23 protein-coding genes are annotated in these 22666 nt (G+C 68.8%); 13 read left to right on the top strand and 10 right to left on the bottom strand.

The window, feature by feature from the left end; genetic code table 11:
* Positions 1 to 56: 56 nt before the first annotated feature.
* Positions 57 to 1064, bottom strand: a complete 1008-nt coding sequence (rsgA, locus tag ABZ863_RS06530) for a ribosome small subunit-dependent GTPase A (protein ID WP_358531742.1) — start codon at positions 1062 to 1064, stop codon at positions 57 to 59.
* A 115-nt stretch (positions 1065 to 1179) separates the two neighbouring features.
* Here rsgA and ABZ863_RS06525 point away from each other — a divergent pair, with 115 nt between their 5' ends.
* Both ABZ863_RS06525 and ABZ863_RS06520 read left to right on the top strand, forming a co-directional pair.
* A complete protein-coding gene (locus ABZ863_RS06525) occupies positions 1180 to 1971 on the top strand; it encodes an SOS response-associated peptidase (protein ID WP_358531741.1) in 792 nt (263 codons plus the stop codon).
* Complete coding sequence (locus ABZ863_RS06520; protein WP_358531739.1) at positions 1968 to 2582, top strand: alpha/beta family hydrolase; 615 nt, start codon at positions 1968 to 1970, stop codon at positions 2580 to 2582. The genes ABZ863_RS06525 and ABZ863_RS06520 overlap by 4 nt, the downstream gene beginning before the upstream one ends.
* An 8-nt stretch (positions 2583 to 2590) precedes the next feature.
* On the opposite strand, the gene ybaK is transcribed toward ABZ863_RS06520, so the two are convergent.
* Entirely contained in the window at positions 2591 to 3067 is a 477-nt protein-coding gene (gene ybaK, locus ABZ863_RS06515) for a Cys-tRNA(Pro) deacylase (protein ID WP_358531737.1), read from the bottom strand.
* A gap of 179 nt (positions 3068 to 3246) precedes the next feature.
* On the opposite strand from ybaK, the gene ABZ863_RS06510 reads away from it, so the two are divergent.
* From ABZ863_RS06510 to ABZ863_RS06500, 3 genes are all read left to right on the top strand, one after another.
* Positions 3247 to 3882, top strand: a complete 636-nt coding sequence (locus tag ABZ863_RS06510; RefSeq protein WP_358531735.1) for a sigma-70 family RNA polymerase sigma factor — start codon at positions 3247 to 3249, stop codon at positions 3880 to 3882.
* Positions 3879 to 4220 carry a mycothiol system anti-sigma-R factor gene (gene rsrA, locus ABZ863_RS06505; protein ID WP_358531733.1) on the top strand — a complete coding sequence of 114 codons (342 nt, stop codon included), beginning with the start codon at positions 3879 to 3881 and terminating at the stop codon, positions 4218 to 4220. The genes ABZ863_RS06510 and rsrA overlap by 4 nt, the downstream gene beginning before the upstream one ends.
* 287 nt (positions 4221 to 4507) lie before the next feature.
* Complete coding sequence (locus ABZ863_RS06500) at positions 4508 to 5992, top strand: histidine kinase N-terminal domain-containing protein (RefSeq protein WP_358531731.1); 1485 nt, start codon at positions 4508 to 4510, stop codon at positions 5990 to 5992.
* A 129-nt stretch (positions 5993 to 6121) separates the two neighbouring features.
* Here ABZ863_RS06500 and ABZ863_RS06495 read toward each other — a convergent pair whose 3' ends face one another.
* Together ABZ863_RS06495 and ABZ863_RS06490 are read right to left on the bottom strand one after the other, a co-directional pair.
* The gene (locus ABZ863_RS06495; protein WP_112284299.1) at positions 6122 to 6376 is read right to left on the bottom strand and encodes a WhiB family transcriptional regulator; all 255 of its coding nucleotides are present in this window, start codon (positions 6374 to 6376) and stop codon (positions 6122 to 6124) included.
* A gap of 291 nt (positions 6377 to 6667) precedes the next feature.
* Complete coding sequence (locus ABZ863_RS06490; protein ID WP_358531729.1) at positions 6668 to 7594, bottom strand: diacylglycerol kinase family protein; 927 nt, start codon at positions 7592 to 7594, stop codon at positions 6668 to 6670.
* Positions 7595 to 7930: 336 nt separating this feature from the next.
* On the opposite strand from ABZ863_RS06490, the gene ABZ863_RS06485 reads away from it, so the two are divergent.
* On the top strand, positions 7931 to 8419 hold the full coding sequence (locus ABZ863_RS06485; protein ID WP_358531727.1) for a hypothetical protein: 489 nt from the start codon (positions 7931 to 7933) through the stop codon (positions 8417 to 8419).
* Between the two features lies 1 nt (position 8420).
* Here the strand turns inward: ABZ863_RS06485 and ABZ863_RS06480 are convergent, their stop codons facing one another.
* Positions 8421 to 9398, bottom strand: a complete 978-nt coding sequence (locus ABZ863_RS06480; protein WP_358531725.1) for an AraC family transcriptional regulator — start codon at positions 9396 to 9398, stop codon at positions 8421 to 8423.
* A gap of 82 nt (positions 9399 to 9480) precedes the next feature.
* Between ABZ863_RS06480 and ABZ863_RS06475 the strand changes: the two genes are divergently transcribed.
* Positions 9481 to 9903: a pyridoxamine 5'-phosphate oxidase family protein gene (locus ABZ863_RS06475; RefSeq protein WP_358531723.1), complete on the top strand. Its 423-nt coding sequence runs from the start codon at positions 9481 to 9483 to the stop codon at positions 9901 to 9903.
* A 4-nt stretch (positions 9904 to 9907) separates the two neighbouring features.
* On the opposite strand, the gene ABZ863_RS06470 is transcribed toward ABZ863_RS06475, so the two are convergent.
* The 3 genes from ABZ863_RS06470 to rfbC form a co-directional block, all read right to left on the bottom strand.
* Entirely contained in the window at positions 9908 to 10399 is a 492-nt protein-coding gene (locus ABZ863_RS06470; RefSeq protein ID WP_358531721.1) for a GNAT family N-acetyltransferase, read from the bottom strand.
* A 14-nt stretch (positions 10400 to 10413) separates the two neighbouring features.
* Complete coding sequence (locus tag ABZ863_RS06465) at positions 10414 to 11004, bottom strand: acid phosphatase (protein ID WP_358531719.1); 591 nt, start codon at positions 11002 to 11004, stop codon at positions 10414 to 10416.
* A gap of 97 nt (positions 11005 to 11101) precedes the next feature.
* Positions 11102 to 11707 carry a dTDP-4-dehydrorhamnose 3,5-epimerase gene (gene rfbC / locus ABZ863_RS06460; RefSeq protein ID WP_358531717.1) on the bottom strand — a complete coding sequence of 202 codons (606 nt, stop codon included), beginning with the start codon at positions 11705 to 11707 and terminating at the stop codon, positions 11102 to 11104.
* A gap of 281 nt (positions 11708 to 11988) precedes the next feature.
* On the opposite strand from rfbC, the gene ABZ863_RS06455 reads away from it, so the two are divergent.
* Positions 11989 to 13155 carry an NADP-dependent malic enzyme gene (locus ABZ863_RS06455; RefSeq protein ID WP_358531716.1) on the top strand — a complete coding sequence of 389 codons (1167 nt, stop codon included), beginning with the start codon at positions 11989 to 11991 and terminating at the stop codon, positions 13153 to 13155.
* On the opposite strand, the gene ABZ863_RS06450 is transcribed toward ABZ863_RS06455, so the two are convergent.
* Positions 13152 to 14585 carry a bis-aminopropyl spermidine synthase family protein gene (locus tag ABZ863_RS06450; RefSeq protein ID WP_358531714.1) on the bottom strand — a complete coding sequence of 478 codons (1434 nt, stop codon included), beginning with the start codon at positions 14583 to 14585 and terminating at the stop codon, positions 13152 to 13154. The genes ABZ863_RS06455 and ABZ863_RS06450 overlap by 4 nt on opposite strands.
* A gap of 84 nt (positions 14586 to 14669) precedes the next feature.
* Here ABZ863_RS06450 and ABZ863_RS06445 point away from each other — a divergent pair, with 84 nt between their 5' ends.
* From ABZ863_RS06445 to ABZ863_RS06430, 4 genes are read left to right on the top strand one after another with little or no spacing between them, the layout of a single operon-like run.
* Complete coding sequence (locus tag ABZ863_RS06445; protein WP_358531712.1) at positions 14670 to 15770, top strand: ATP-binding cassette domain-containing protein; 1101 nt, start codon at positions 14670 to 14672, stop codon at positions 15768 to 15770.
* Complete coding sequence (locus tag ABZ863_RS06440) at positions 15767 to 16456, top strand: ABC transporter permease subunit (RefSeq protein ID WP_358531710.1); 690 nt, start codon at positions 15767 to 15769, stop codon at positions 16454 to 16456. Before ABZ863_RS06445 ends, ABZ863_RS06440 begins: the two co-directional genes overlap by 4 nt.
* Positions 16453 to 17151 carry an ABC transporter permease subunit gene (locus ABZ863_RS06435; RefSeq protein WP_358531708.1) on the top strand — a complete coding sequence of 233 codons (699 nt, stop codon included), beginning with the start codon at positions 16453 to 16455 and terminating at the stop codon, positions 17149 to 17151. Before ABZ863_RS06440 ends, ABZ863_RS06435 begins: the two co-directional genes overlap by 4 nt.
* Positions 17148 to 18038: an ABC transporter substrate-binding protein gene (locus ABZ863_RS06430; RefSeq protein ID WP_358531707.1), complete on the top strand. Its 891-nt coding sequence runs from the start codon at positions 17148 to 17150 to the stop codon at positions 18036 to 18038. Before ABZ863_RS06435 ends, ABZ863_RS06430 begins: the two co-directional genes overlap by 4 nt.
* 123 nt (positions 18039 to 18161) lie before the next feature.
* Here ABZ863_RS06430 and ABZ863_RS06425 read toward each other — a convergent pair whose 3' ends face one another.
* A complete protein-coding gene (locus tag ABZ863_RS06425; RefSeq protein ID WP_358531705.1) occupies positions 18162 to 21866 on the bottom strand; it encodes a multifunctional oxoglutarate decarboxylase/oxoglutarate dehydrogenase thiamine pyrophosphate-binding subunit/dihydrolipoyllysine-residue succinyltransferase subunit in 3705 nt (1234 codons plus the stop codon).
* Between the two features lie 252 nt (positions 21867 to 22118).
* On the opposite strand from ABZ863_RS06425, the gene ABZ863_RS06420 reads away from it, so the two are divergent.
* Positions 22119 to 22301 carry a hypothetical protein gene (locus tag ABZ863_RS06420; protein WP_358531703.1) on the top strand — a complete coding sequence of 61 codons (183 nt, stop codon included), beginning with the start codon at positions 22119 to 22121 and terminating at the stop codon, positions 22299 to 22301.
* The last annotated feature ends 365 nt before the right edge of the window (positions 22302 to 22666 follow it).

Here is a 22666-nt window from a genome sequence, read left to right as displayed (position 1 = left end):
GGACGGTTGGACGCCGCCCAGGGTTCCACGGCCGCGTCGGGGGCTTCACGGCGGCTTCACAAAACATCAAGGCCCGCACGTGACGCCAGTAGCCGCCGCAGCGACGCGAGCCGTCCCGGCCGCGCCTCGCCGGATTTCACGACATCGTCGAGCGCGCAGTCGGGATCCTCAGGGGGACCGAGGTGCCCGCAGCCCGACGGGCACTCCTCGGCGGCCTCGGCGAACTCGGGAAACGCCAGCACGATGTCGTCCGGGTTCACGTGTGCGAGCCCGAACGAGCGCACGCCCGGCGTGTCGATCACCCAGCCGCCGCTGGGCAGCGGCAGCGCCACGGCACTGACCGACGTGTGCCTGCCCTTGCCGATCGCGCTGACCTCGCCGGTGGCCAGCCCGGCATCGGGGAGGAGCCGGTTGACCAGCGTCGACTTGCCGACGCCGGAGTGGCCGACCAGCGCCGAGACCCGCCCGGCCAGCCGGTCTCGCAGCTCGGTGGGCTCCTCGTCGTGGCGGGTGACGATTGCCGGCACCGCCAGGTCGGCGTAGGAGGCGAGCAGCTCACCAGGATCGGCGAGGTCGGATTTCGTGAGACACAACACCGGTTGCAGGCCGCCGCTGTAACAGGCGACGAGGCACCGGTCGATGAAGCCGGTGCGCGGCGGCGGATCAGCCAGCGAGGTCACGATCAACAGCTGCTCGGCATTGGCCACCACGACCCGCTCATAGGGATCGGTGTCGTCGGCGGTGCGGCGCAACACGCTCGTGCGTTCGTCGACGCGGACGATCCTGGCCAGGCTGTCCGGCCGGCCGCTGACATCCCCGACGAGATCGACCCGGTCACCGACGACGATGGGTGTGCGCCCCAGCTCCCTGGCGCGCATGGCGGTGACGGCACGCTCCGGATCGGCATCGACCGCGCACGTCCAGCGTCCCCGGTCCTTCGCCGTGACCATGGCAGGGGAGGCGTCGGCATGTGCCGGACGGCGTTTGCTCCGAGGCCGGGTTCCCTTGCCGGGGCGCACCCGGACGTCACTCTCGTCGAGCCTGCGCCAGTCGCTGCGGGCCAAACCGTCACCCTCCTGTCGTGGTTACCAGCAATGATGATCCCCCATGGTGCTCGCCACGGCCCAGCAACCGTGCCACGATGACGCTTGACAGCCACAACACAGGGAGACCGATGCCATGTGCGGCCGATACGCCGCCACCAAGGACCCGGCCACGCTGATGAAGGAGTTCGACGCGGTTGACGGCACCGAAGGCAAGGCGCCCGCGGAGAACTACAACGTTGCGCCGACCAAGAACATCGTCAGCGTAGTGGAGCGGCATCCTCGTGACGAGGACGGCAACGTGGTCGAGGAGGAGCCGCCGGTCCGCAGCCTACGGGTCATGCGCTGGGGGCTCGTGCCGTTCTGGGCCAAGGACGCCGCCATCGGCAGCCGGATGATCAACACGCGTGCGGAGACCGCGAAGGAGAAGCCGGCCTTCCGTAAGGCGCTCGTGCGGCGCCGCTGCATCATCCCGGCCGACGGCTGGTACGAGTGGCGGGCGGTCGAGGGCACCGGCAAGAAGGCGCCGAAGGAGCCCTTCTACATGACCACGCGAGACGGCTCGTCGCTCGCCTTCGCCGGCATCTGGGAGACCTGGCGCGACCCCAAGGGCGAGCCGGATTCGCCGCCGCTGATCACCTGCTCGGTGATCACCACTGACGCCGTGGGCCAGCTTGCCGGTATCCACGACCGCATGCCGCTGGTCCTGCTGCCGCAACGCTGGCAGGCCTGGCTCGACCCCGATCGCGCCGACGCCACCGAACTGCTGGCCCCGCCGCCGCTGGACTGGGCCGACTCGCTGGAGCTGCGGCCGGTGTCGACCAAGGTCAACAGTGTCCGGAACAACGGTCCTGAGCTCGTCGAACGGGCCGAGGCGGAGGCGGCCGACCTGGACAATGCACTGTTCGACCTACCGAATCCCCAGTGACCAGCAAGAAGATCGACACTCCGCACGGCCCGGCACGGGCTGAGCTGCACTGCGCCGAGGAAGGGTCGGCGGGGTTGCTGCTCGGGCACGGCGCCGGCGGCGGTATCGAGGCGGCAGACCTGGTCGCGGTCACCCGCTCGGCACGCGAGGCCGGCCTGCACGTGGCACTGGTCGAACAGCCCTACCGGGTGGCAGGCCGTCGCGCTCCGGCACCGGCGAAGCAACTCGACGCTGCCTGGCTCGCCGTGGTCGACGAGCTCGCCGATACCTGGTTCGCGGACCTGCCACTGGTGTTCGGTGGCAGGTCGTCCGGAGCCAGGGTCGCCTGCCGCACCGCGGCGCAGGGCCAAGCCGTCGCGGTGCTCTGTCTCGCCTTCCCGGTGCATCCGCCTGGCAAGCCGGAGCGGACCCGGCAGTCCGAACTGGACGGCGTCGACGTGCCGACGCTGGTCGTGCAGGGGGAGCGGGACCCGTTCGGCAGACCGGAACCGGGCCCGCACCACGAGATCGTGGTCGTGCCGGGCGACCACAGCCTGAAGGCCGGCCTCGACGAGGTGTTCCGTGCCACGTCCGAGTGGCTGTCGAGGGTGCTGCGGCCGCTCGAGCCCTGAAAGCGTCGCTAGCCGGCGATCGCGGCGACTGTCGCGCCGGTGAGTCGCACCAGATCGGCAGGGGGGAGCTCGATCTCGAGGCCGCGCCTGCCACCGGAGCACAGCACCGTCCCGAACTGCTCCGCCGAGACGTCCACCACGACGGGCAGCCTGCTGCGCTGGCCGAGCGGTGAGATACCACCCAGGACGTAGCCGGTGGCACGCTGTGCCGCCCCCGCGTCCGCCATCCTGGCCTTCTTGCCACCGGCGGCCGCGGCCAGCTTCTTGAGATCCAGCTGGCCGGTCACCGGCACCACACCGACGGTCAGCGTGCCGTCGACCTCGGCGACGAGCGTCTTGAACACCCGCGCCGGCTCCACGCCGAGCGCCTCGGCGGCCTCGGTGCCGTAGGACTCATGGCGCGGATCGTGCTCGTAGGTGTGCACGGTGTGCGCGATCTTCCGCTTGGTGAGCAACACGGTCGCGGGAGTGCCTTTACCAGCCACAGAGGCGGATATTAGCGGGGGCACGGAATGTGCGCGTCGCCTCGGGCGTTGCACCCGGTGTGCCGACCACTCTGACCAGAAGCGTTCGCCGCAGCCGCGTATCCTCGGAGCTGACCCACGCGCCGTCGAGCGCGGGTACCACCCGCCGGCGCGGTCGCGCCGATCTGGAAGGGAACGGTTTGCCGAGCACGGAGAACTCCGCGGACACCACCCCGGTCGAGACCGAGAACGAGCAACAGCGTGCCGAGCGTTTCGAACGCGAGGCCATGCCGCTGCTGGACCAGCTGTACTCTGCCGCCTTGCGGATGACCCGTAACCCGGCCGACGCCGAGGACCTGGTTCAGGAGACGTACCTCAAGGCGTATGCGGCGTTCTCGTCGTTCAAGAAGGGCACGAACCTCAAGGCCTGGCTGTACCGCATTCTGACGAACACCTACATCAACGGCTACCGCAAGCGACAGCGCCAGCCAGTCCAGCAGCCGACGGAGGAGATCACCGACTGGCAGCTGGCACAGGCCGAGAGCCACACCTCGAGGGGCCTGCGCTCCGCCGAGGTCGAGGCCATGGACAACCTGCCTGACACCGACGTGAAGGCGGCTCTGCAGCAGCTGCCGGAGGAGTTCCGGCTCGCCGTGTACCTTGCCGATGTCGAGGGCTTCGCCTACAAGGAAATCGCTGAGATCATGGATACCCCGATCGGCACTGTGATGTCGCGACTTCACCGCGGTCGTAGCCAGCTGCGTAGCCTGCTCGCCGACGTCGCCAGGGAGCGTGGGTTCATCCGCACCGCAGCGCAGGAGGTGGCGGGCCGATGAACATGTGCGGCGGCAGCGGAAAGCCCGACGACGTGAACTGCGACGAGGCACTCGCCGAGATCTTCCTGCTCCTCGACAGGGAGTGCAGCGCCGAGCGTGATGCCGAGTTGCGCAAGCACATCGAGGACTGCCCGCCGTGCCTCGAGGAGTACGGCATCGATGAGCAGCTCAAGCAGCTGCTCGCCCGCAAATGCGGCGGCGACCATGCGCCAGCCGAGCTCAAGAGCAGGCTGCGGGCCTCGATCCGTAAGACCGTCGAGGAGCGTGGTGGTCTGCGGTTCGCCAGGGCCCAGCTGGAGATCGAACAGGTCTCGGAGGTCCGCGACCAGTTGTCCTGACAAGGCATGAACGCAAAACGGCCCCGGGAGTCCCGGGGCCGTTCGCTCGCCACGTCAGGCGTTGGGCTTCTTGCCGTGGTTCGCGCCGTTCTTCTTCCGGGAGCGGCGCTTCCGGGCACGCTTCGACATGTTCACTCCTCCATGACTTGCTCCGCCTAGTGTGGCATGCGGGCGTGACGCTGCCCGCCTGAGGTGTGCCGACGACGCCGCCTCTGGTTACATGGCGCTGAACGGCGTGCCACCCGGCGCGCCGTGACCGGGAACGATCTGCGGTGGTCGAATAAACGATGTCCACGCTATCCGAGCTGCTCGCCGAGAACACTGGGCTGCCGGGGGAGGCGGTCGACCATCTGCAGCTGGTCGTCGCCGAATGGCAACTGCTCGCCGACCTGTCCTTCGCGGACTTCCTGATGTGGGTTCCGGTGGCCGAAGGCGACGGCGACTTCGTCTGCGTGTCCCAGGTACGGCCGACGACGGGGCCCACGGCACATCCGGAGGATGTCGTCGGTACCCGGTTCACCACAGCTGAGCACCCGCAGCTGGCCAGGGCGCTGCGCGAGGCGAGGCTCTGCCGGGAAGAGGAGCCGCACTGGTACCGCGACCTGCCGATGCGCAGGGAGGCGGTGCCGGTGACGTTCGGCGACCGGGTCATCGCGGTGCTGAGCCGCGAGACCAACCTCGCGTCGCCACGTGTGCCGAGCCCGCTGGAGATCGCCTACCTCGGCAGTGCGGCGGATTTGTGCCAGATGATCGCCGACGGCACGTTCCCGAGCCCGGACGGCGGCACGGACGTCCACACGAGCCCGCGCGTCGGTGACGGGCTGATCCGGCTCGACCAGAGCGGCACCGTGGTCTTCGCCAGCCCCAACGGCCAGTCCGCCTATCACCGCATGGGCTACGAATCGGATCTGATCGGCACCCGCCTCGCGCCGCTGACGAGGTCGCTCATCCGCGACCCCTTCGATGCCACCGACGTATCGCACCGCATCCTGGACGCCCTCGACGGCAAGCCCGGCAGCCGTACCGAGGTGGAGTCGCGGCGTGGCGCCGTCGTGCTGTTCCGGGCGTTGCCGTTGCGGCCTGCTGGGCGTGCGGCGGGCGCTCTCGTGCTTGCCCGTGACGTCACCGAGGTGAAGCGTCGTGACCGGGCCCTGTTGTCCAAGGACGCGACGATCCGGGAGATCCACCACCGGGTCAAGAACAACCTGCAGACCGTGGCGGCGCTGCTGCGGCTGCAGTCCCGGCGCACGCAGAGCGCAGAGGCCCGGCAGGCGCTGAGCGAATCGGTGCGGCGGGTGTCCTCGATCGCGATGGTGCACGAGGCGCTGTCGATGTCGGTCGATGAGCGAGTGGACCTGGACAAGCTGTTCGACAACGTGCTGCCGATGGTCGGCGAGGTGGCAACGGCCGAATCGCAGGTGAAGCTGACGCGGTCCGGTTCCTTCGGCGTTGTGGTGGCCGAGATCGCGACACCGCTGGTGATGGTCGTCGCGGAGTTGGTGCAGAACGCGGTGGAGCACGCGTTCCCGTCAGGGCGGGCCGGCAGGGGCGAGATCGCGGTGGCGAGGTCAGCTGGCTGGCTCGACGTCATCGTGCGTGACGACGGCAAGGGCCTACCCGCCGGATTCTCGCTGGAGCGTGCGGACGGTCTCGGCCTGCAGATCGCGCGGACCCTCGTCGAATCGGAGCTGCGCGGCTCGCTGTCATTGCGCTCGGTCAAATCCGGCGGCACAGAAGCCGCTTTGCGCATTCCGCTCAGCCGTCGCGTTTAGCGAGTGTTGTGAAGTGGCTTGGAAAAGCATGAGGGCCAGCACCCTTGCGGGATGCCGGCCCTCAGACCTTTCGCCTCGGCCCCCAGCGCGTTCCGCGCATTACCAGGCAAAAGGCAATCGTCGTGGGGATCAGAAGTTGCTACGCGTGCCGATTTGCGCGCGGCGACGCTTGAGCGCGCGCCGCTCGTCCTCGCTCATGCCGCCCCACACGCCGGCGTCCTGACCGCTGGCCAATGCCCAGGCCAGGCAGTCGGAGGCGACGGTGCAACGGTGGCACACGGCCTTCGCCGCGGTGATCTGCGACAGAGCAGGACCGCTGGTCCCCACGGGGAAGAACAGTTCCGGGTCCTCGTCTCGGCAGGCCGCGCGGTGGCGCCAGTCCATTTCCTTGAGCTCCTTATTATTGGCGCGTCGTCCCGCGCCACAGTCGTCATGGCGGTCGTTTTCTTGGGGTGCTTGTGAATGCTTTCACGAAGCATCGAGTTCGACAAGGGTTTTCTGGAGATCGGTGAGTCAGCTCACCCGGCCGAGCGACTAGCCTGACCTGCGACTTTGCGCTCCCCGCGGCCCCAGCTTTCGCGGAACGGTGCGGTGAGTGGAGCTTCTCCGTCGCTGAACGGCAACATGGAGTTTGCCGGAGGCGATCAGTTAGTGCTGTTGACCGACAGCGACCGTTCAGATCGCCACGGTGAGCGCGCGGGGAACACTCATGAACTCCACGCGGGTTTGCCGCCCGACCAGATCTCCGTCGACCTGCAAGCTTACCGGTTCTTCTGCGGTCACGCCGATGATTGGCAGGTCGTCGTGCCGCAACAGCTGCTTGCCGCGGTGCTTGCTCCGAGTGCGCAGAGACTGCCGGACGTGCCGCAGCACGGCGACCGCACCCATCTCGCGCAACGCGAAGAGCCCGAGCCCCGTGTCGAATGAGCACTCGGTGTTGAGATGCACCGGCCGGGCGCCCAGATAGCTCCACGGGTCGGTGTTGGACACGAACACCGTGCGCACCTGCGCGGGTTCCGCGCCGGGTGTCTGGACGGTCAGCTGTGGCCTGCCGTGCGGCGGGCGCAGGTAACAGGCGAGGGCAGTCCGCATGTACAGCGACGGGCCCGTGTGCTTGCCGCGGCGCTTTTCGACCTCGCCGACCACGTCGGCGTCCCAGCCGAGGCCCGCGTTGAAGGTGAACCAGCGGTCGCCTGCCAGCCCGAGGCCGACCTGCCTGCTGCGCCCCTCTTCGAGCGCGCGCAGCAGCTCGTATGTCGCCTCTACCGGGTCAGCAGGAAGGCCGAGGGCACGCGCGAAGACATTCGCCGACCCGCCAGGAACGACGCCCAGCATCGGCACGGGCCCGTACTTGCCCGGCTTTCCATCGGTGTCGGCCAGCAGGCCGTTGACGACCTCGTTGACCGTGCCGTCGCCACCATGCGCGACCACCAGGTCGTACTCGTCGCGTGCGGCGGCACGGGCCATGGCCATCGCGTGGCCGCGGTAGTCCGTCTCGACGACGTCGAGTTTCACCTCGCTGGCCAGCGCGTGCGCCAGCACGTCCCGCCCGCCGGGCGTCGTCGCTGTGGCTTGGGGGTTCACGATGAGGACTGCGCGCACTACCGCAGAGTAAGTGAGTTCGCAGCCACCTCGACCCGGTTGGCCCAAGCAATCGTGCGAATCTCGTCACTGCGTTGTCCTGCTGCGGGTGGCTGTCCTCCGTTCCGCCGAACGACCACGCCACCGGCCCGACTGCGCGGGCCGGCGCCCTGCCTGCCGCCCGGACTGCGTGGCCGGGCGCGCTTCCGATCACCGTGACGAGTGCACCCCGGCCGACCGCCGGCTCATCGACGACAACCCAGATCTTTGCCCGTGCGCCCGCCGCCCGAAAACGGCCGACCGGGTGGCATACCATCGAAAGTGTTCACGCACGGTCACAGACGGGAAGGTCAGCCCGTGGCGCTCGCCGACAAGATCTCCCCCGCCCCGCGCGAGGTACGCATCGCAGGCGCGATCACCGCACTGCCCGGGCTCGCCCTGCTGGCGATCGGCGTCGTCCTGGCTGTCGCCTACCTCGGGGAGGCCCCGGAGGGCCGCAACAACATCTACGCCGAGGTCGGCTACTACCTCGTGTTGGGTGCCGGCGTGCTGGCCTGTGCGATCGGACTGCTGCTCGGCAAGACGTGGGCCCGTTCGCCTGCGCTCGTCGTGGGGCTGGTGCTCGCCGGCATCGGCTGGTACGCCACCGGCCCATCCCATCAACCCGGTTACGGCGTGCCCATCATGATCGCGGGCGCGCTCGTCGTCGTCCTGCTGTTCCGCAGGCCGTCGCGGGCCTGGGTGCTGGGTCAGCGTGAGGGCGAGTCGGAGGAGGAGGCCGCCCGGCGCGGCGGCGCCGAGGGGCGTGCCGCCGACCGCGAGCACCGCGAACACGACGAAGGCTAGGTCAGCCGGGTCGTTGGTCGTGGTCGGTGGCACCGGTCGCGGTGCGGCGGAACTCGCTCGGGTTGGCGCCTCGGACCCGTTTGAACGCTGCGCTGAACCCGAACGGGTCGGCGTAACCCACGGCGCGGGCAATGTCCGCGACGGTTGCGGCCTGCTGAGCGACCAGTAGGTCTGCCGCCAGCGTCATGCGCCAGCGGGTGAGGTAGGTCAGCGGCGGTTCGCCGACCAGGTCGGCGAACCGCTTGGCCAGCGTCGAACGCGACACTCCGGTGTGCTCGGCCAGCGCGGCGACCGTCCATGGTGCCGCCGGTTCGGCGTGCAGCAGGCGCAGCGCGTCGCCGACCACCGGGTCCCGCTGGGCGGCCCACCAGGCCGGGGGCTCGCCGCCGGGCCGGTCGAACCACTCGCGCAGCGTGCAGACCAGCATCCAGTCCAGCAGCCGGTCGAGTACCACCTGCTGCCCCGGCGTGTCGACGGTGACCTCGGCGGCGAGGTGGTCCAGGACGGCGTCAGCCGTGCCCCCGCCGTCCACCCGCAGCACGACGGGCAGCGCGTCCAGCAGGCGGCGGCTGATCTCGCCGCGCACTGGATAGGCGCCGACGATCAGGGTTGTCGCAGCAGAGCCGACACTGCCGTCACCGGCGTCCCCGCCGCGGTCGTTCCAGCCGCGCCGGTGCCGGGTCCCGCCCTGCTCGGGCGTCGCGCAGTGCTCGCCGTACGCGATCGGCTCGGCCCGGGTGCCGACCTCGTCGACGAAGGTGAACGTCGCGGGGCCGCGCACGACGATCGTCTCGCGGGCGCGAAGCGGCTCGGGCGGACGGTGCTCCGGCACGATCCAGCCCGCCCCTGTGAGGACGGTGCACAGGGTCAGCGGCGCGCCGTCCACGAAGTTCAGTGCCCAGGGCGGGGACAGTGTCGAGCTGCCGAACAACGAGCCGTGGGCTCGCACCCCGCGGATCAGGTCGCTGAACACGTCCACCGCAGCGAGGTTAGACGAATACGCAGGCGATCCAGCTTCTTGCCTATGGGCTCGTCCGCTTTGGCCGTGTTCAATCGGCGTCATGAGCAACGGCACGCTGACCACCAAGGACCTCGAGTTCCTGCGACGCCCCCTGCACGGGTTCCTGTCCGTGGCCGCGGGGCCACTCCCGCCACAGCCCAGGCCGGTGTGGTTCGAGGTCACTGCCGAGGGCACGATCCAACTGTTCACGGCCCCGGACTCGCTCAAAGTGCGGCGCCTACGCCGCGACCCCCGCGCCTCGATCGTCGTCGCCGCCCCGGTGGGTGAACGCGAACGCTGGCTGTCCGTCGCCGGCCGCACCACGGTGGAACCCGACGGAGCACACGACCTGTGCGCCCGCCTGGCCGCGCGCTACTGGGACCTCGACGACCCGGCCCGCGCCGACGACCTCGCCGGGATCCTGGCCGCGGACTGGGTTCGTCTCGTCATCCACCCGGAGACCGTGAGTCGTTACGCGTACTGACCTCTCAGATCGTCGGGCTTGCTTCGGTGGCCAGTGCCCGCAGTGGCTCGTCGGTCAGCCTGTACACCGTCCATTCGTCCATCGGCTGGGCGCCGAGGGACTTGTAGAAGCCCACGGCGGGATTCCAGTTCAGCACCGACCATTCCAGCCGCGCGTACCCGTTGTGCACGCATTCCTCCGCCAGCGCGGCCAGCAGGGCCTTGCCGAGGCCGGAACCACGTAGTTCCGGGCGCACGTAGAGGTCCTCGAGGTAGATGCCGTGCACGCCGCGCCAGGTGGAGAAGTTCCGGAACCACAGTGTGAACCCCGCGATCTCGCCGTCCACCTCGGCGACGTGCCCGAACAGTGCGGGTGACTCGCCGAAGAGCGCGCTGTGCAGTTGCTCAGGGATGAGGTGGCATTCCTGAGGCGCCTTCTCGTACTCGGCCAGGTCGTGGACGAGTCGCACAACGGCGTCGACGTCGGTCTCGCGGACGCGGCGGATCCGGTGGTCCAAGGGGAACTCCTGTTTCAGGACGGTGGGACGTTGAGGTGCAGTATCTGCGGTTGCCCGCGCTCGTCGCCGAGCACGGTGACACTGGCGGGGTCGACCGCGAAATGCACACCCGCCGTGGCTGCGAGACCGAGCCAGCGGGCGATGAGCACACGGCTGAAGTGCCCATGGCCGACGAGCACGACGTTGCCGTTGGCCAGGGCGCCGCGGACGCGGGTGAGGAGTTCGTCGGCACGTGCGCTCACCTGGGCGGCGGACTCCCCGCCCGGTACCGCGTGGGACCAGATCGTCCAGCCGGGGACGGTCTGGCGGATCTGCTTGGTGGTCAGGCCCTCGTAGTCGCCGTAGTCCCATTCGGCCAGCTCCTCGGTGGCCTCGTCGACGTGCAGCCCCGCGAGCTCGGCCGTCCGCAGCGCGCGCACCCGCGGGCTGCTCAGTACCAGCGTCGGCGTGCCGTCGCGGTGCATGAGCGCATAGGTGCGCCCCGCGGCATGCGCCTGCCGCTCGCCGATCGCGGTGAGCGGCAGGTCGGTGCGGCCGGTGTGCCTGCCTGTCGCGGACCACTCGGTCTGGCCGTGGCGAAGGAGCAGGAGCGCATGCTGATCCACGGTTGTCGAATATAGCCGGGCGGCGCCTCGGTTACTGGAAGGTAATGTGCTCGTCCGTGACCGAACGGAACCCGGCTCACGCGTTGTGGCCGAAGGATCAGCCGGACGTGCGTAGCTTGCGGTAGTACGCCACGCAGTCGGCGTAGTTCGGCAGGAGGCCGCTGGCCTGCGCCTCTGCCAGTGTCGGCGCTGTGGAGTCCTTCTCGGACAGTGTGAACTCCAGCTCGGCGGGCCACGGCAGGCTCAGGTCCGGGTCCAGGGGCGTGATGCCGTGCTCGCCGGCCGGGTTGTACCCCGTCGAGCACAGGTACGCCATGGCGGTGTCGTCCTCGAGTGCGATGAAGCCGTGGCCGAGGCCCTCGGGTACGTACACCGCCCGGAAGTCCCGGCTGTCCAGCCGGACCGCGTCCCACTGGCCGAACGTGGGCGAGCCGACGCGCAGGTCCACGACGACGTCGAGCAGCGCGCCCCGCGGGCAGTAGACGTACTTGGCCTGGCCGGGCGGTATGTCGGCGAAATGGATGCCCCGGATCGTGCCGCGCCGGGACACGCTGTGGTTGGTCTGCGCGACCGTCAGCCGATGCCCGACGGCCTCCAGGAAGGCCCGCTCCTGAAACGGTGCGCTGAACAGCCCCCGTTGGTCGGGGAAGAGGCGGGGGGTGAACTCGTAGGCGTCTCGTACGGCCAGCTCGCGCACGTCCATGGCGGCAGCTTAGCCAGTCCATCCCAAGCCGGACGGACGTCTTGCTATTAGCCCTGTGACCAGCGGAAACTGTGAGATGAACCGCACCAGGGCGGCACGATGGGGCCGGAGCCTGTCACACTGGTCGGACCGCCGCGTCCGCGGCAGCAGCCTTGACCACGGGCCTTGACGGACACCTCGCCGGCCAGCCGCGCTACCGCGCCGCTTCGCATGGCAGAGGAGCCCTGACAACGGGGATCCCGTGCCGGCGATCCCCGAACTTCCAGCACTGGGAGATTGATGTGTCTCAAGCTCAGCTGAGCGACGAGGAGATCTTCGGCGGTCACGAGGGCGGCAAGCTCTCGGTGACCGCCACCCGACCCATCACACAGGCACGTGACCTGTCCATCGCGTACACGCCGGGGGTAGCGCAGGTCAGCCGTGCCATTGCGGACGACGCCGCGCTCGCGAAGCGCTACACCTGGGCCGACCGGCTGGTCGCGGTGGTCAGCGACGGCACGGCGGTACTCGGTCTCGGTGACATCGGCGCTAGTGCATCGCTGCCGGTGATGGAAGGCAAGTCGGTGCTGTTCAAGACATTCGGCGGGCTGGACTCGATCCCGCTGGTCCTCGACACCACCGACGTCGACGAGATCGTCGAGACGCTCGTGCGGCTGCGCCCATCGTTCGGTGCGGTGAACCTGGAGGACATCGCGGCGCCGCGGTGCTTCGAGCTCGAGGACAAGCTCAAGGCGGTGCTGGACTGCCCGGTCATGCACGACGACCAGCACGGCACCGCCATCGTGGTGCTCGCCGCGCTCCGCGGCGCCAACATGGTGCTGGACAAGGCGATCGGCGACCAGCGCGTCGTGATCTCGGGCGCCGGGGCAGCGGGTGTCGCCTGCACGCGGATCCTGCAGGCCGCGGGGGTCGGTGACGTCACGGTGCTCGACTCCAAGGGCATCATCCACGCGGGACGCGACGGGCTGAACCCGATCAAGGAACAGTTGGCTGCCACCACGAACTCGGCGGGCCTGCGTGGCGGCCTTGCTGATGCGCTGGCTGGTGCGGACGTGTTCATCGGGTTGTCCAGCGCCACCATCGACGAGCGCCTGCTGCCGACGATGGCCGGCGACGCGATCGTGTTCGCACTGTCCAATCCGGACCCCGAGGTGCACCCGGATGTCGCGGCGAAGTATGCCGCCATCGTGGCGACCGGGCGCAGCGACTTCCCGAACCAGATCAACAACGTGCTGGCGTTCCCGGGTGTGTTCCGCGGGGCGCTCGACGCCGGTGCGCGGTCGATCACGGAGAACATGAAGCTCGCCGCGGCCGACGCGATCGCCTCGGTGGCCGCCGACAAGCTGGCTGCCGACCACATCGTGCCGAGCCCGCTCGACCCCCGGGTCGCGGTCGAGGTGGCTGCGGCCGTCGCGAAGGCTGCTGAGTCGGACGGGGTTACTCGCTAAACGCCCTGCTCACCGGTCAGCTGCTTGCGGATCTCGGCGATGCGGTGCCGGGGCAGATCGATCAGCCGCAGGTCCGCGATGTCGCCTGGAGCGTCAGGGACGAGGTTGCCGATGCGGCCGTGTGCGCGGGTCCATACCGCGTGCACGGCCGCGTTCCCGGCCGGTACCGCGTCGGCGACGACCACGGCATGCTTGTTGTCGGGTGTGCTGCGCAGCAGGCGCAGCCGGTACTTCTCGCCCAGTAACCCGTGCAGCGCCTGCTGCGCAGCGGCGTTGCCGAGATCGGGATGGGAGTTGGGCACCAGCAGCGCGACCCGCTCGGCGTTCACCGCCAGCAGGACGCGCACCAGCCACGGCCCGGGGTCGGCACTGAGGTCGAGTGCGACCGCGGTGTCGGCCGGTGCCGTGCGCGGCCTGGTCCAGTCAGGACCCTGCACCTCGACTGTCCGCCCACCCTCGGCTGCTATCGCCACCAGCGCCTCGCGCAGCGCAGTGGGAGTCTCCCGTGCCTCGACCGACTGTGGGCCGTGGGTGTAGATCGTCTGTTTTTCCTTGCCCTTGCGGCCTTTGCGGGCACGTGCTGTCGGCTGGCACACGTACAGGTCGGCTGCGCTGCCGATGGCCTGCGCTCCGGCATAGCGATGGAATCCGGGCAGGATGGCCTCGAACGTGAGCCCCAGCCCGAGCAGCGCGCGCTGCACCTGGTGCCCGAGTGCGGGATGGCGCGGGCTGTAGCCGTAGGCGAGCAGCAGCCTGCCGTTCGGCGGGTCGGCAAGGCACTCGATGCCGCGGGCGGCGAACAGTCCCATGCCGTCGGCGGTGTAGGGCGGGTCGCTGAACACCACGTCGGCATTGCCTGCCACAGCCAGTGGCAGCCCGAACCGCAGGTCCGCGTGCACGGTGTGGATCGTGCGACCGCTGAGCCGGTCGAGGTACTCCAGGATCCGGTCGTCGACGTCCACGACGGTGAGCTGTGCCTCGGGGCGCAGCCGCCGTACCGCCAGCGACGTCAGATCGTGGTCGCCGACGAAGGTCAGGCGCGCCGTGCGCAGGTCGTACTGCTCGTCGAGCCAGCGCGCGCGGTCGACGACCGTCTGCGGGGTCGCCTGCACATGATCCAGCGCGGGCAGCGGCGGCGGCACCTCGCGGACGTACTTCGTCATCGTGGCCAGTAAGTCCGAAGCCGGCTCAGCCGGACCGCCTGCCAGCTCCCGGTACCGTTGCGTCGACTCCGGTCGCAGGCGCACGGTGGTGCCGGCGTGCTCGATGTCCGCGCCCAGCGCGGTCAGCAGTTCCTCGATGTCGCGGCGCGGTGCGGTGGTCGTGCGGACGAGGTCGTCGAACTCCTGCCAGCCCGCGCTCAGGAGTGCGATCGCGTGCTGCAGTGGCCGCGCCTGTACGCCCGAGGCGTGGCTGATGAGTTCTTCCACAAAAGGCAGCCTAGATGCTGGAACACCGTGCTCCTGCGGCAGATCTCGGCTACGGTCGGGCGAGCCCGTCCAGAGGGGAGCGGCATGGGAATCGAGTTCCGCGACGTCACGAAGAAGTACCCGGATGGCACGATCGCCGTCGACGGCCTGAGCCTGACGGTCGAGGACGGCACCATCACCGTCCTCGTAGGTCCGTCCGGCTGCGGCAAGACCACGTCGCTACGCATGATCAACCGAATGGTCGAGCCCACATCCGGCACGATTCTGCTGGACGGCAAGGACGTCCGTGATTCCGATGCGGCCCTGCTGCGCCGGGGAATCGGCTACGTCATCCAGCACGCCGGTTTGTTTCCACATCGGACAGTGCTGAGTAACGTCGCAACCGTACCGCTGCTGTCCGGTTGGGACCGTAGGAAGGCACGCACCAGAGCGGCCGAACTGTTGGAGATCGTCGGCCTGCCCGCGGAGCTCGGCGCCCGTTATCCCGCGCAGCTCTCCGGCGGGCAGCAGCAGCGCGTCGGCGTCGCCAGGGCACTCGCGGCAGACTCGCCGGTGCTGCTGATGGACGAACCGTTCTCCGCCGTCGATCCGGTGGTGCGCGAGGGTTTGCAGGACGAGCTGCTTCGGTTGCAGTCGCAGCTGGGCAAGACGATCGTGTTCGTCACGCACGACATCGACGAGGCGGTGCGGCTGGGCGACAAGGTGGCGGTGCTGCGCGTCGGCGGGCGGCTCGCCCAGTACGGCACGCCGTCGGAGGTACTGCGGCATCCGGTTGACGACTTCGTTTCCGGCTTCGTCGGCCGCGACCGGGGGTACCGCGGACTGTCCTTTGTCTCCGCCGCGGAGGTCCCGATCGACAAGGTGCCGACGGTCCGCGTCGGCAGCGTGCCCGATGCGGTGGACGAAGGGCAGTGGCGCCTCGCGGTCAACGAAGTCGGCGAACCGCGCGGCTGGCTACCACCTTCTTCCACAGTGGACGGAGAGCTGCGGGAGTCCGATCTGGTGGCGGGCGGCTCTCTCCACCACCAGGGCAACCCGATCCGCGGGGCGCTGGACGCGGCGCTGTCCTCGCCTGCCGGACTCGGCGTGGTCGTGGACGAGGCAGGGCGGGCGATCGGTGTCATGACCGCACGCCAGGTGCTCGACGTGATCGAGAACCATCCCCAGAGTGTGGGCGGCTCATGAGCTTTCTTGACGAGCTCGGCCGTTACCTCAGCAGTGCCAACAACCGCGAGCAGCTGCTGACCACTGTGGCCGAGCATTGCTACCTCGCGCTGGTGCCGCTCGTGCTCGGCGTGGTGCTCGCGATCGGAATCGGCTGGCTCACCAGAACCAGGCAGTCGTTACGCGGTGTGGTGCTGGTGCTGGGCAACCTCGTCTACACGGTTCCCTCGCTCGCGCTGTTCGTCGTCATTCCCAGCATCATCGGCACGAAGATCCTCGACAGCATCAACGTTGTCGTCGCGCTCACGCTCTACACGGCGGCGTTGCTACTGCGGCCGGTGCTCGACGCGCTGGATGCCGTTCCGTCGCATGTGGTCGCCTCCGCGACAGCGATGGGTTACCGCCCCGCGCGCCGGTTCTTCACGGTCGAGCTACCGCTGGCCGTACCCGTGCTGGCTGCGGGCGTCCGCGTCGCCTCGGTGAGCAACATCAGCCTCGTCAGCGTGGGTGCGCTGATCGGGGTCGGGGGACTCGGGGTGCTGTTCACCGACGGGTTCCAGCGGGAGTACTTCTCGCCGATCGTCATCGGCATCGTGCTGACCCTGCTGCTCGCACTCGTGGTGGACATGCTGCTCGTGCTGCTGCGGCGGGTGCTGACGCCATGGGATCGTGCGGCGGCTCCGGTGAAGGTGCAGGTGACCGCATGATCACCGAAATCGTCAACTGGTTCTCCGACTCCGCCAACTGGCAGGGTCCGGACGGTGTCCCGACCCGGCTGCTGGAGCACCTCGGCTACGTCGCGCTCGCCTTGGTGATCGCCGCGGCGATCGCGATACCGGTCGGCCTGTTCGTCGGGCACACGGGGAGTGGTGGGCTGCTGCTCGTCGGTGCGGGCAACGCCGTGCGCGCACTGCCAACGCTGGGCCTGGTGACGTTTTTGTTCCTGCTGTTCACCGACAGCACTGTCGCGGCGATCATCGGGCTGATCGTGCTGGCGGTACCGCCCATCCTCGCCGGCACCTATGCCGGGCTGCAGGCGGTGGACCGCTACGTCGTCGATGCCGCCGTCGGCGTGGGCATGCGTGGCTGGCAGCGGCTGTGGCAGGTCGAGGTACCGATCTCGCTGCCGCTGGTGATCGGAGGCGTCCGCAACGCCGTGCTGCAGCTCGTCGCGACGGCCGCGGTTGCCGCCTATGTCGGGCTGGGCGGGCTCGGCCGGTTCCTGCTCGACGGGCTGGCCATTCTCGACTACGGCGAGGTGGCTGCCGGTGCGGTGCTGACGGCGCTGCTCGCGATCGTGCTCGACGTCCTCCTCGCCACGGCCCAGCGCGTGCTGACACCCCGCGGGGTGCGGCTGGCGCAGGCAGACGTCCGCGGGGGCACGAAGGAGGTGGCCGCATGAGGCGGCGACTGCTCGGCTTGCTGGCAGTGGTGGGTCTGTTCGCGACCGCGTGTGGGAACCCGCTGGAAGGCGGTGCCGAGGGCGGGCCCACCGGCGAGATCGTCATCGGCGCTTCCGACGTCGGCGAGAGCCTGCTGCTGGCCCAGATCTACGCCGGGGCACTACGCAACGCCGGTGCCGACAACGTCACCGTGCGGCCCCCGGTCGGTGGGCGCGAGGTCGTGGTGAAGGCGCTGGAGGACCGCTCGCTGTCGCTCGTGCCCGAGTACAGTGGCAACCTGCTGCGCTACTTCAACGAGAACACCGGCGCGACCACCCCGAATGAGGTGTACGCCGAGCTGCGGCAGACGCTGCCCGCGCACTTCGAGGTGCTCGAACAGGCGCCGGCTGAGAACACCGACATGCTGGTGGTCCGGCGGGAACTCGCCGACCAGGGAATACGCACCATCTCCGACCTCGCGCCGGGGTGTGGCGAGCTGATCTTCGGCGGGCCTGGTCAGTGGGGCGAGCGGTGGAAGGAACGGATCAAGCAGCTCTACGGCTGTGAGTTCAAGGAGATCCGGACCACCGACACCGGAGGCCCGGTGACCGTCGAGGCGCTGCGCTCGGACGAGGTGCAGGTGGCGGACCTGTTCAGCACGTCGTCCACGATTCGCAGCAACGGCTTCGTGGCGCTGGAAGACGACAAGAACATGTTCCCGGCGCAGAACATCGTGCCGTTCGTGGCCAGGGGAACGCTCACCGAGCGGGAGGTGCGGGCACTGAACGCCGTGTCCGCGGTGCTGACCACGGAGAAGCTGACCGACCTCAATGTCGAGTTCACCGAGGAGAAGCGCAACCCCATCGACATCGCGGAGGGCTTCCTCCGCGAAAACGACCTCGCCTAGAAGCCCCCAAGGCCACCTTTTGCGAACGCAGCGGCGCGCAGCGTCTCCGTTTGGGTGGTGGTGGGAGACGGGTGGGCGCATTCAACGCAACCAAGGTGGCCTTGGGGGCTTACTCAGTCAGGCTTATTCGAAGGCCTTCGCGATGAGGGCCCTCTGCTCGACCTCGTGGACCTTGGACGAGCCTGCCGACGGGGCAGCCATCGGACGGCGAGCCACGACCTGCAGGCCGGCCAATGCCTCCGGGAACTTCCGCGGCAGGTTCAGCCCGAAGAACGGCCACGCACCCTGGTTCTCCGGCTCCTCCTGCACCCAGGCGATCTCCGTGGCGTTGGTGTAGCGCTCGAGCGCCGCGAGCAGCTTCCGCTTCGGCAGCGGGTAGTACTGCTCGATACGGACGATCGCGACGTCCTCGGCCTGCCGCTTGGTGCGCTCGGCTACCAGCTCCCAGTAGAGCTTGCCCGAGGTCAGCAGCACCTTGCGAGCCTTCGCCGGGTCGATTGTGCTGTCGTCGATGACCGAGAGGAACTTGGTCTGCCCGACGAAGTCCTCGACCTTCGAGGTGGCCGCCTTGTTCCGCAGCATCGACTTCGGGGTGAACACCACCAGCGGACGGTTGACGCCGTCGAGTGCGTGCCGCCTCAGCAGGTGGAAGTAGTTCGCCGGGGTGGAGGGCACCGCGACGGTCATCGAGCCCTCGGCGCACAGCTGGAGGAACCGCTCGATCCGGCCGGAGGTGTGGTCGGGGCCCTGCCCCTCGTGGCCGTGCGGCAGCAGCAGCACGACGTCGGAGACCTGGCCCCACTTGGCCTCGCCGGAGGAGATGTACTCGTCGGTGACGGTCTGCGCGCCGTTGACGAAGTCGCCGAACTGCGCCTCCCACATGACGAGCGCGTCCGAGTTGGCCACCGAGTAGCCGTACTCGAAGCCCACTGCCGCGTACTCGGACAGCGCCGAGTCGTAGATCATCACGCGGCCCTGTTCGCCGGCGAGGTGCTGAAGCGGCGAGTACTCCTGGCCGTTCTTGCGGTCGATCAGCACCGAGTGCCGCTGGGTGAACGTGCCGCGCCGCGAGTCCTGCCCGGACAGCCGCACCAGCTTGTTCTCCATCGCCAGGGAGCCGAATGCCAGCAGTTCGCCGAACGCCCAGTCGATGCCACCCTCGCGGGACATCTTGTGCCGCCGTTCCAGCACCGGCTTGACGCGCGGGTGCGGGGTGAAGCCATCGGGCAGCTCGACGAAGGCGTTGCCGATGTGCTCGATGACCTCGCGGGTGACGGCGGTCGGCACCTTCGCGGGGACCTGCTGCTCCCCCTCGACCGAGGGGCTCGGGGCGATCGGGTGCTTCTCCAGCTCCCGCACCTCGTTGAACACGTGCTCCAGTTGGCTGGAGAAGTCGCGCAGGGCGGCCTCGGCCTCTTCCATCGAGATATCGCCGCGGCCGATGAGTGACTCGGTGTAGGTCTTCCGGACGCTGCGCTTGGTGTCGATGATGTCGTACATAGCCGGCTGGGTCATCGACGGGTCGTCGCCCTCGTTGTGGCCGCGGCGCCGGTAGCAGATCATGTCGATCACGACGTCCTTGTTGAACGCCTGCCGGTAGTCCACGGCCAGCCTGGCGACCCAGTAAGCGGCCTCCGGGTCGTCGCCGTTGACGTGGAAGATCGGCGCGCCGATCATCTTCGCGACGTCGGTGGCGTACTGCGACGAGCGGGCGTGCTCGGGTGCGGTGGTGAAGCCGACCTGGTTGTTGATGACGACGTGCACGGTGCCGCCGGTGCGGTAGCCGCGCAGCAGCGCGAGGTTCAGCGTCTCGGCGACCACGCCCTGGCCTGCGAACGCGGCGTCACCGTGCAGCAGCACGGGCAGCACCGTGAAGCCACCGGCCGCGTCGCCCTTGTCGAGCAGGTCCTGCTTGGCGCGCACGATGCCCTCGAGGACCGGGTCGACGGTCTCCAGGTGCGACGGGTTCGCGGTCAGCGAGACCTTCGTCTCCCCGTCGCCGAACATCCGGAAGTACTTGCCCTCGGCGCCGAGGTGGTACTTCACGTCGCCGGAACCGTGGGCCTGGCCCGGGTCGAGGTTGCCCTCGAACTCCTGGAAGATCTGCGAGATCGGCTTGCCGACGATGTTGGCGAGCACGTTGAGTCTGCCCCGGTGCGGCATACCGATGACGACCTCGTCCAGATCGTGCTCGGCCGCCTTGTCCAGCACCGTGTCCAGCAGCGGGATCACCGTCTCGCCGCCCTCGAGCGAGAACCGCTTCTGGCCGACGTACTTCGTCTGCAGGAAGGTCTCGAACGCCTCGGCAGCGTTGAGCTTGGACAGCACGTACTTCTGCACCGAGGCCACGGGCTTCTCGTGAGGCACCTCGACGCGGTCCTGGATCCAGCGCCGCTCATCGGGGTCCAGGATGTGGGTGTACTCGACACCGACCGTACGGCAGTAGGAGTCGCGCAGGACGCCAAGCACGTCGCGCAGCTTCATCCGCTCCTTGCCGGCGAACCCGCCGACCGCGAACTCACGCTCGAGGTCCCACAGGGTGAGACCGTGGGAGAGAATGTCGAGGTCGTCGTGCCGGCGCTGGCGGTAGTTCAGCGGGTCGGTGTCGGCCATCAGGTGGCCGCGCATCCGGTAGGCGTCGATGAGCTCGATGACGCGGGCGGTCTTGTCGACCGAGCCCTCGGGGATGTCCTCGACCCAGCGGATCGGCTCGTAGGGCAGTCGCAGCGAGGTGAAGATGTCGTCGTAGAAGCCGTCGCCGCCGAGCAGCAGCTCGTGGATGAACTTGAGGAACTCGCCCGACTCGGCACCCTGGATGATGCGGTGGTCGTAGGTCGAGGTCAGCGTCATGATCTTGCTGACGCCCAGGTCCGTGAGGGTCTTCTCGCTGGTGCCCTCGAAGTGCGCCGGGTACTGCATCGCGCCGACGCCGATGATCGCGCCCTGCCCGGCCTGCAGCCGCGGCACCGAGTGGTTCGTACCGATGCCGCCCGGGTTGGTCAGCGAGATCGTGGTGCCGGCGAAGTCGTCGGCGGTGAGCTTGTTGTTGCGGGCCTTCTTGACGATCTCCTCGTAGGCCTGCCAGAACTGGAGAAACGTCATGTTCTCCGTGTTCTTGATGGACGCGACAACCAGGGTGCGCTGGCCGTCCTTGCCCTTCATGTCGATGGCGAGGCCGAGGTTGACGTGCTCCGGCGTGATCGAGTACGGCTTCCCGTCGACCAGCGCGTAGTGCCGGTTCAGGTTCGGGAAGTCACGCAGGGCCCGCACCATGGCGTAGCCGATCAGGTGCGTGAAGGAGATCTTCCCACCGCGCGTGCGCTTGAGGTGGTTGTTGATCACGATGCGGTTGTCGGCCATCAGCTTGGCCGGGACGGCGCGCACGCTGGTGGCGGTCGGGACGGTCAGCGAGGCGTCCATGTTCTTCGCGATCGCGGCGGCGGCGCCACGCAGCTGCTTGCGTTCGGGTTCGGTCGCTTCGGCGGGGGCCTGAGGGGCCTTGGCGGGGGCGGGCTTCACCGGCGCGGGCGTCGGGACCGGTGCCGTGGCTGCCGGAGCCTGCTTCGGCTCGACCTTGGGAGCAGCCGGCGGGGCAGGCTTCGGGGCACGGGCGGGCGCGGGCTTGGTGGCAGCCTGTCCGTTTGCTGCTGGGATACGCTCTGCAGTCGCGGTGTCCGGCTTCGACTGGGTCTGCGTGGGCTTGAAATCGGCAAAGAAGTCATGCCACGCGGCGTCTACTGAGGAGGGGTCGGCGAGGAACTGGTCATACATTTCCTCGACGAGCCACTCGTTGGGGCCGAACTGTGACGCAGGGCTGCTGCTGGACACGGCTTGGACTCGCCTCTATCCGTCTCGATCTGGTTGTCCGATTACGCGCATACCAGGCTAACCCCCTCGCCTTGCGCGACGTCATCGAAGTAGGCCAACGCGGCGGCCAGCGGTTTGGGATTTCTCACTGGATCGATCCGGCAAGATTGTCTCCGCGGGGTGTATGCGACTCGCTGGGGGTCTTCGGTCAGGCTACGCTGGCCGGGTTTTGGGGGCAGGTGTGATGCGCAGGGGTCGTCAGCGGTGGTCTGGATGAACTACGGCCCGGGTGCGGGGATGCTCGTCCGGTGGCCGACGATCCCGTCGGTTGGGTACTCGGTGGCTCACCTGCTCGCGATCACCTCGGCCGATGGTCTGGTCAACGGGATCGGCGCGCCTGACAACACAATCGACGGCTTCGCTTCCCGCGCGGTAGGCCGGGCCGCGGCTCCGTGACCTGATCAGAGCCGCGTCCGACGATCGACGATTGCTCTGGGCAAGCTGACTCGGCTAGATCGTGTGCGAGTCGGCGATGCGCAGGGACACGTCCGCGTGGAGTGTGCTCGGGTCACCGGTACGACGACGGAGGCTCAGTGCCGCTCACGATCACGATGTACACGGTGAGTTGCGTGCTGCGAGACGGTGGCGCAAAGGCTGTCTGGTGCCTGTGTCGCGCAGGCTCCCTCGGGTTTCCCTTCGCGCGGGCCGTGTGGGAGCGGGCAGGTCGCGCTCCTGGGCGGGGACTCGCGTGCTGCGCCGGGGGACTCGCGTGCCTGGGCGGGCGACTCGCGTGCTGCGCCGGGGGACTCGCGTGCCTGGGC

The sequence above is a fragment of the Saccharomonospora sp. NPDC046836 genome (genome assembly GCF_040645195.1).
Taxonomy (GTDB): Bacteria; Actinomycetota; Actinomycetes; order Mycobacteriales; family Pseudonocardiaceae; genus Prauserella_A.
Note: the sequence above shows the minus strand (reverse complement) of the source record. Positions and strands in the feature narration are given on the sequence as shown.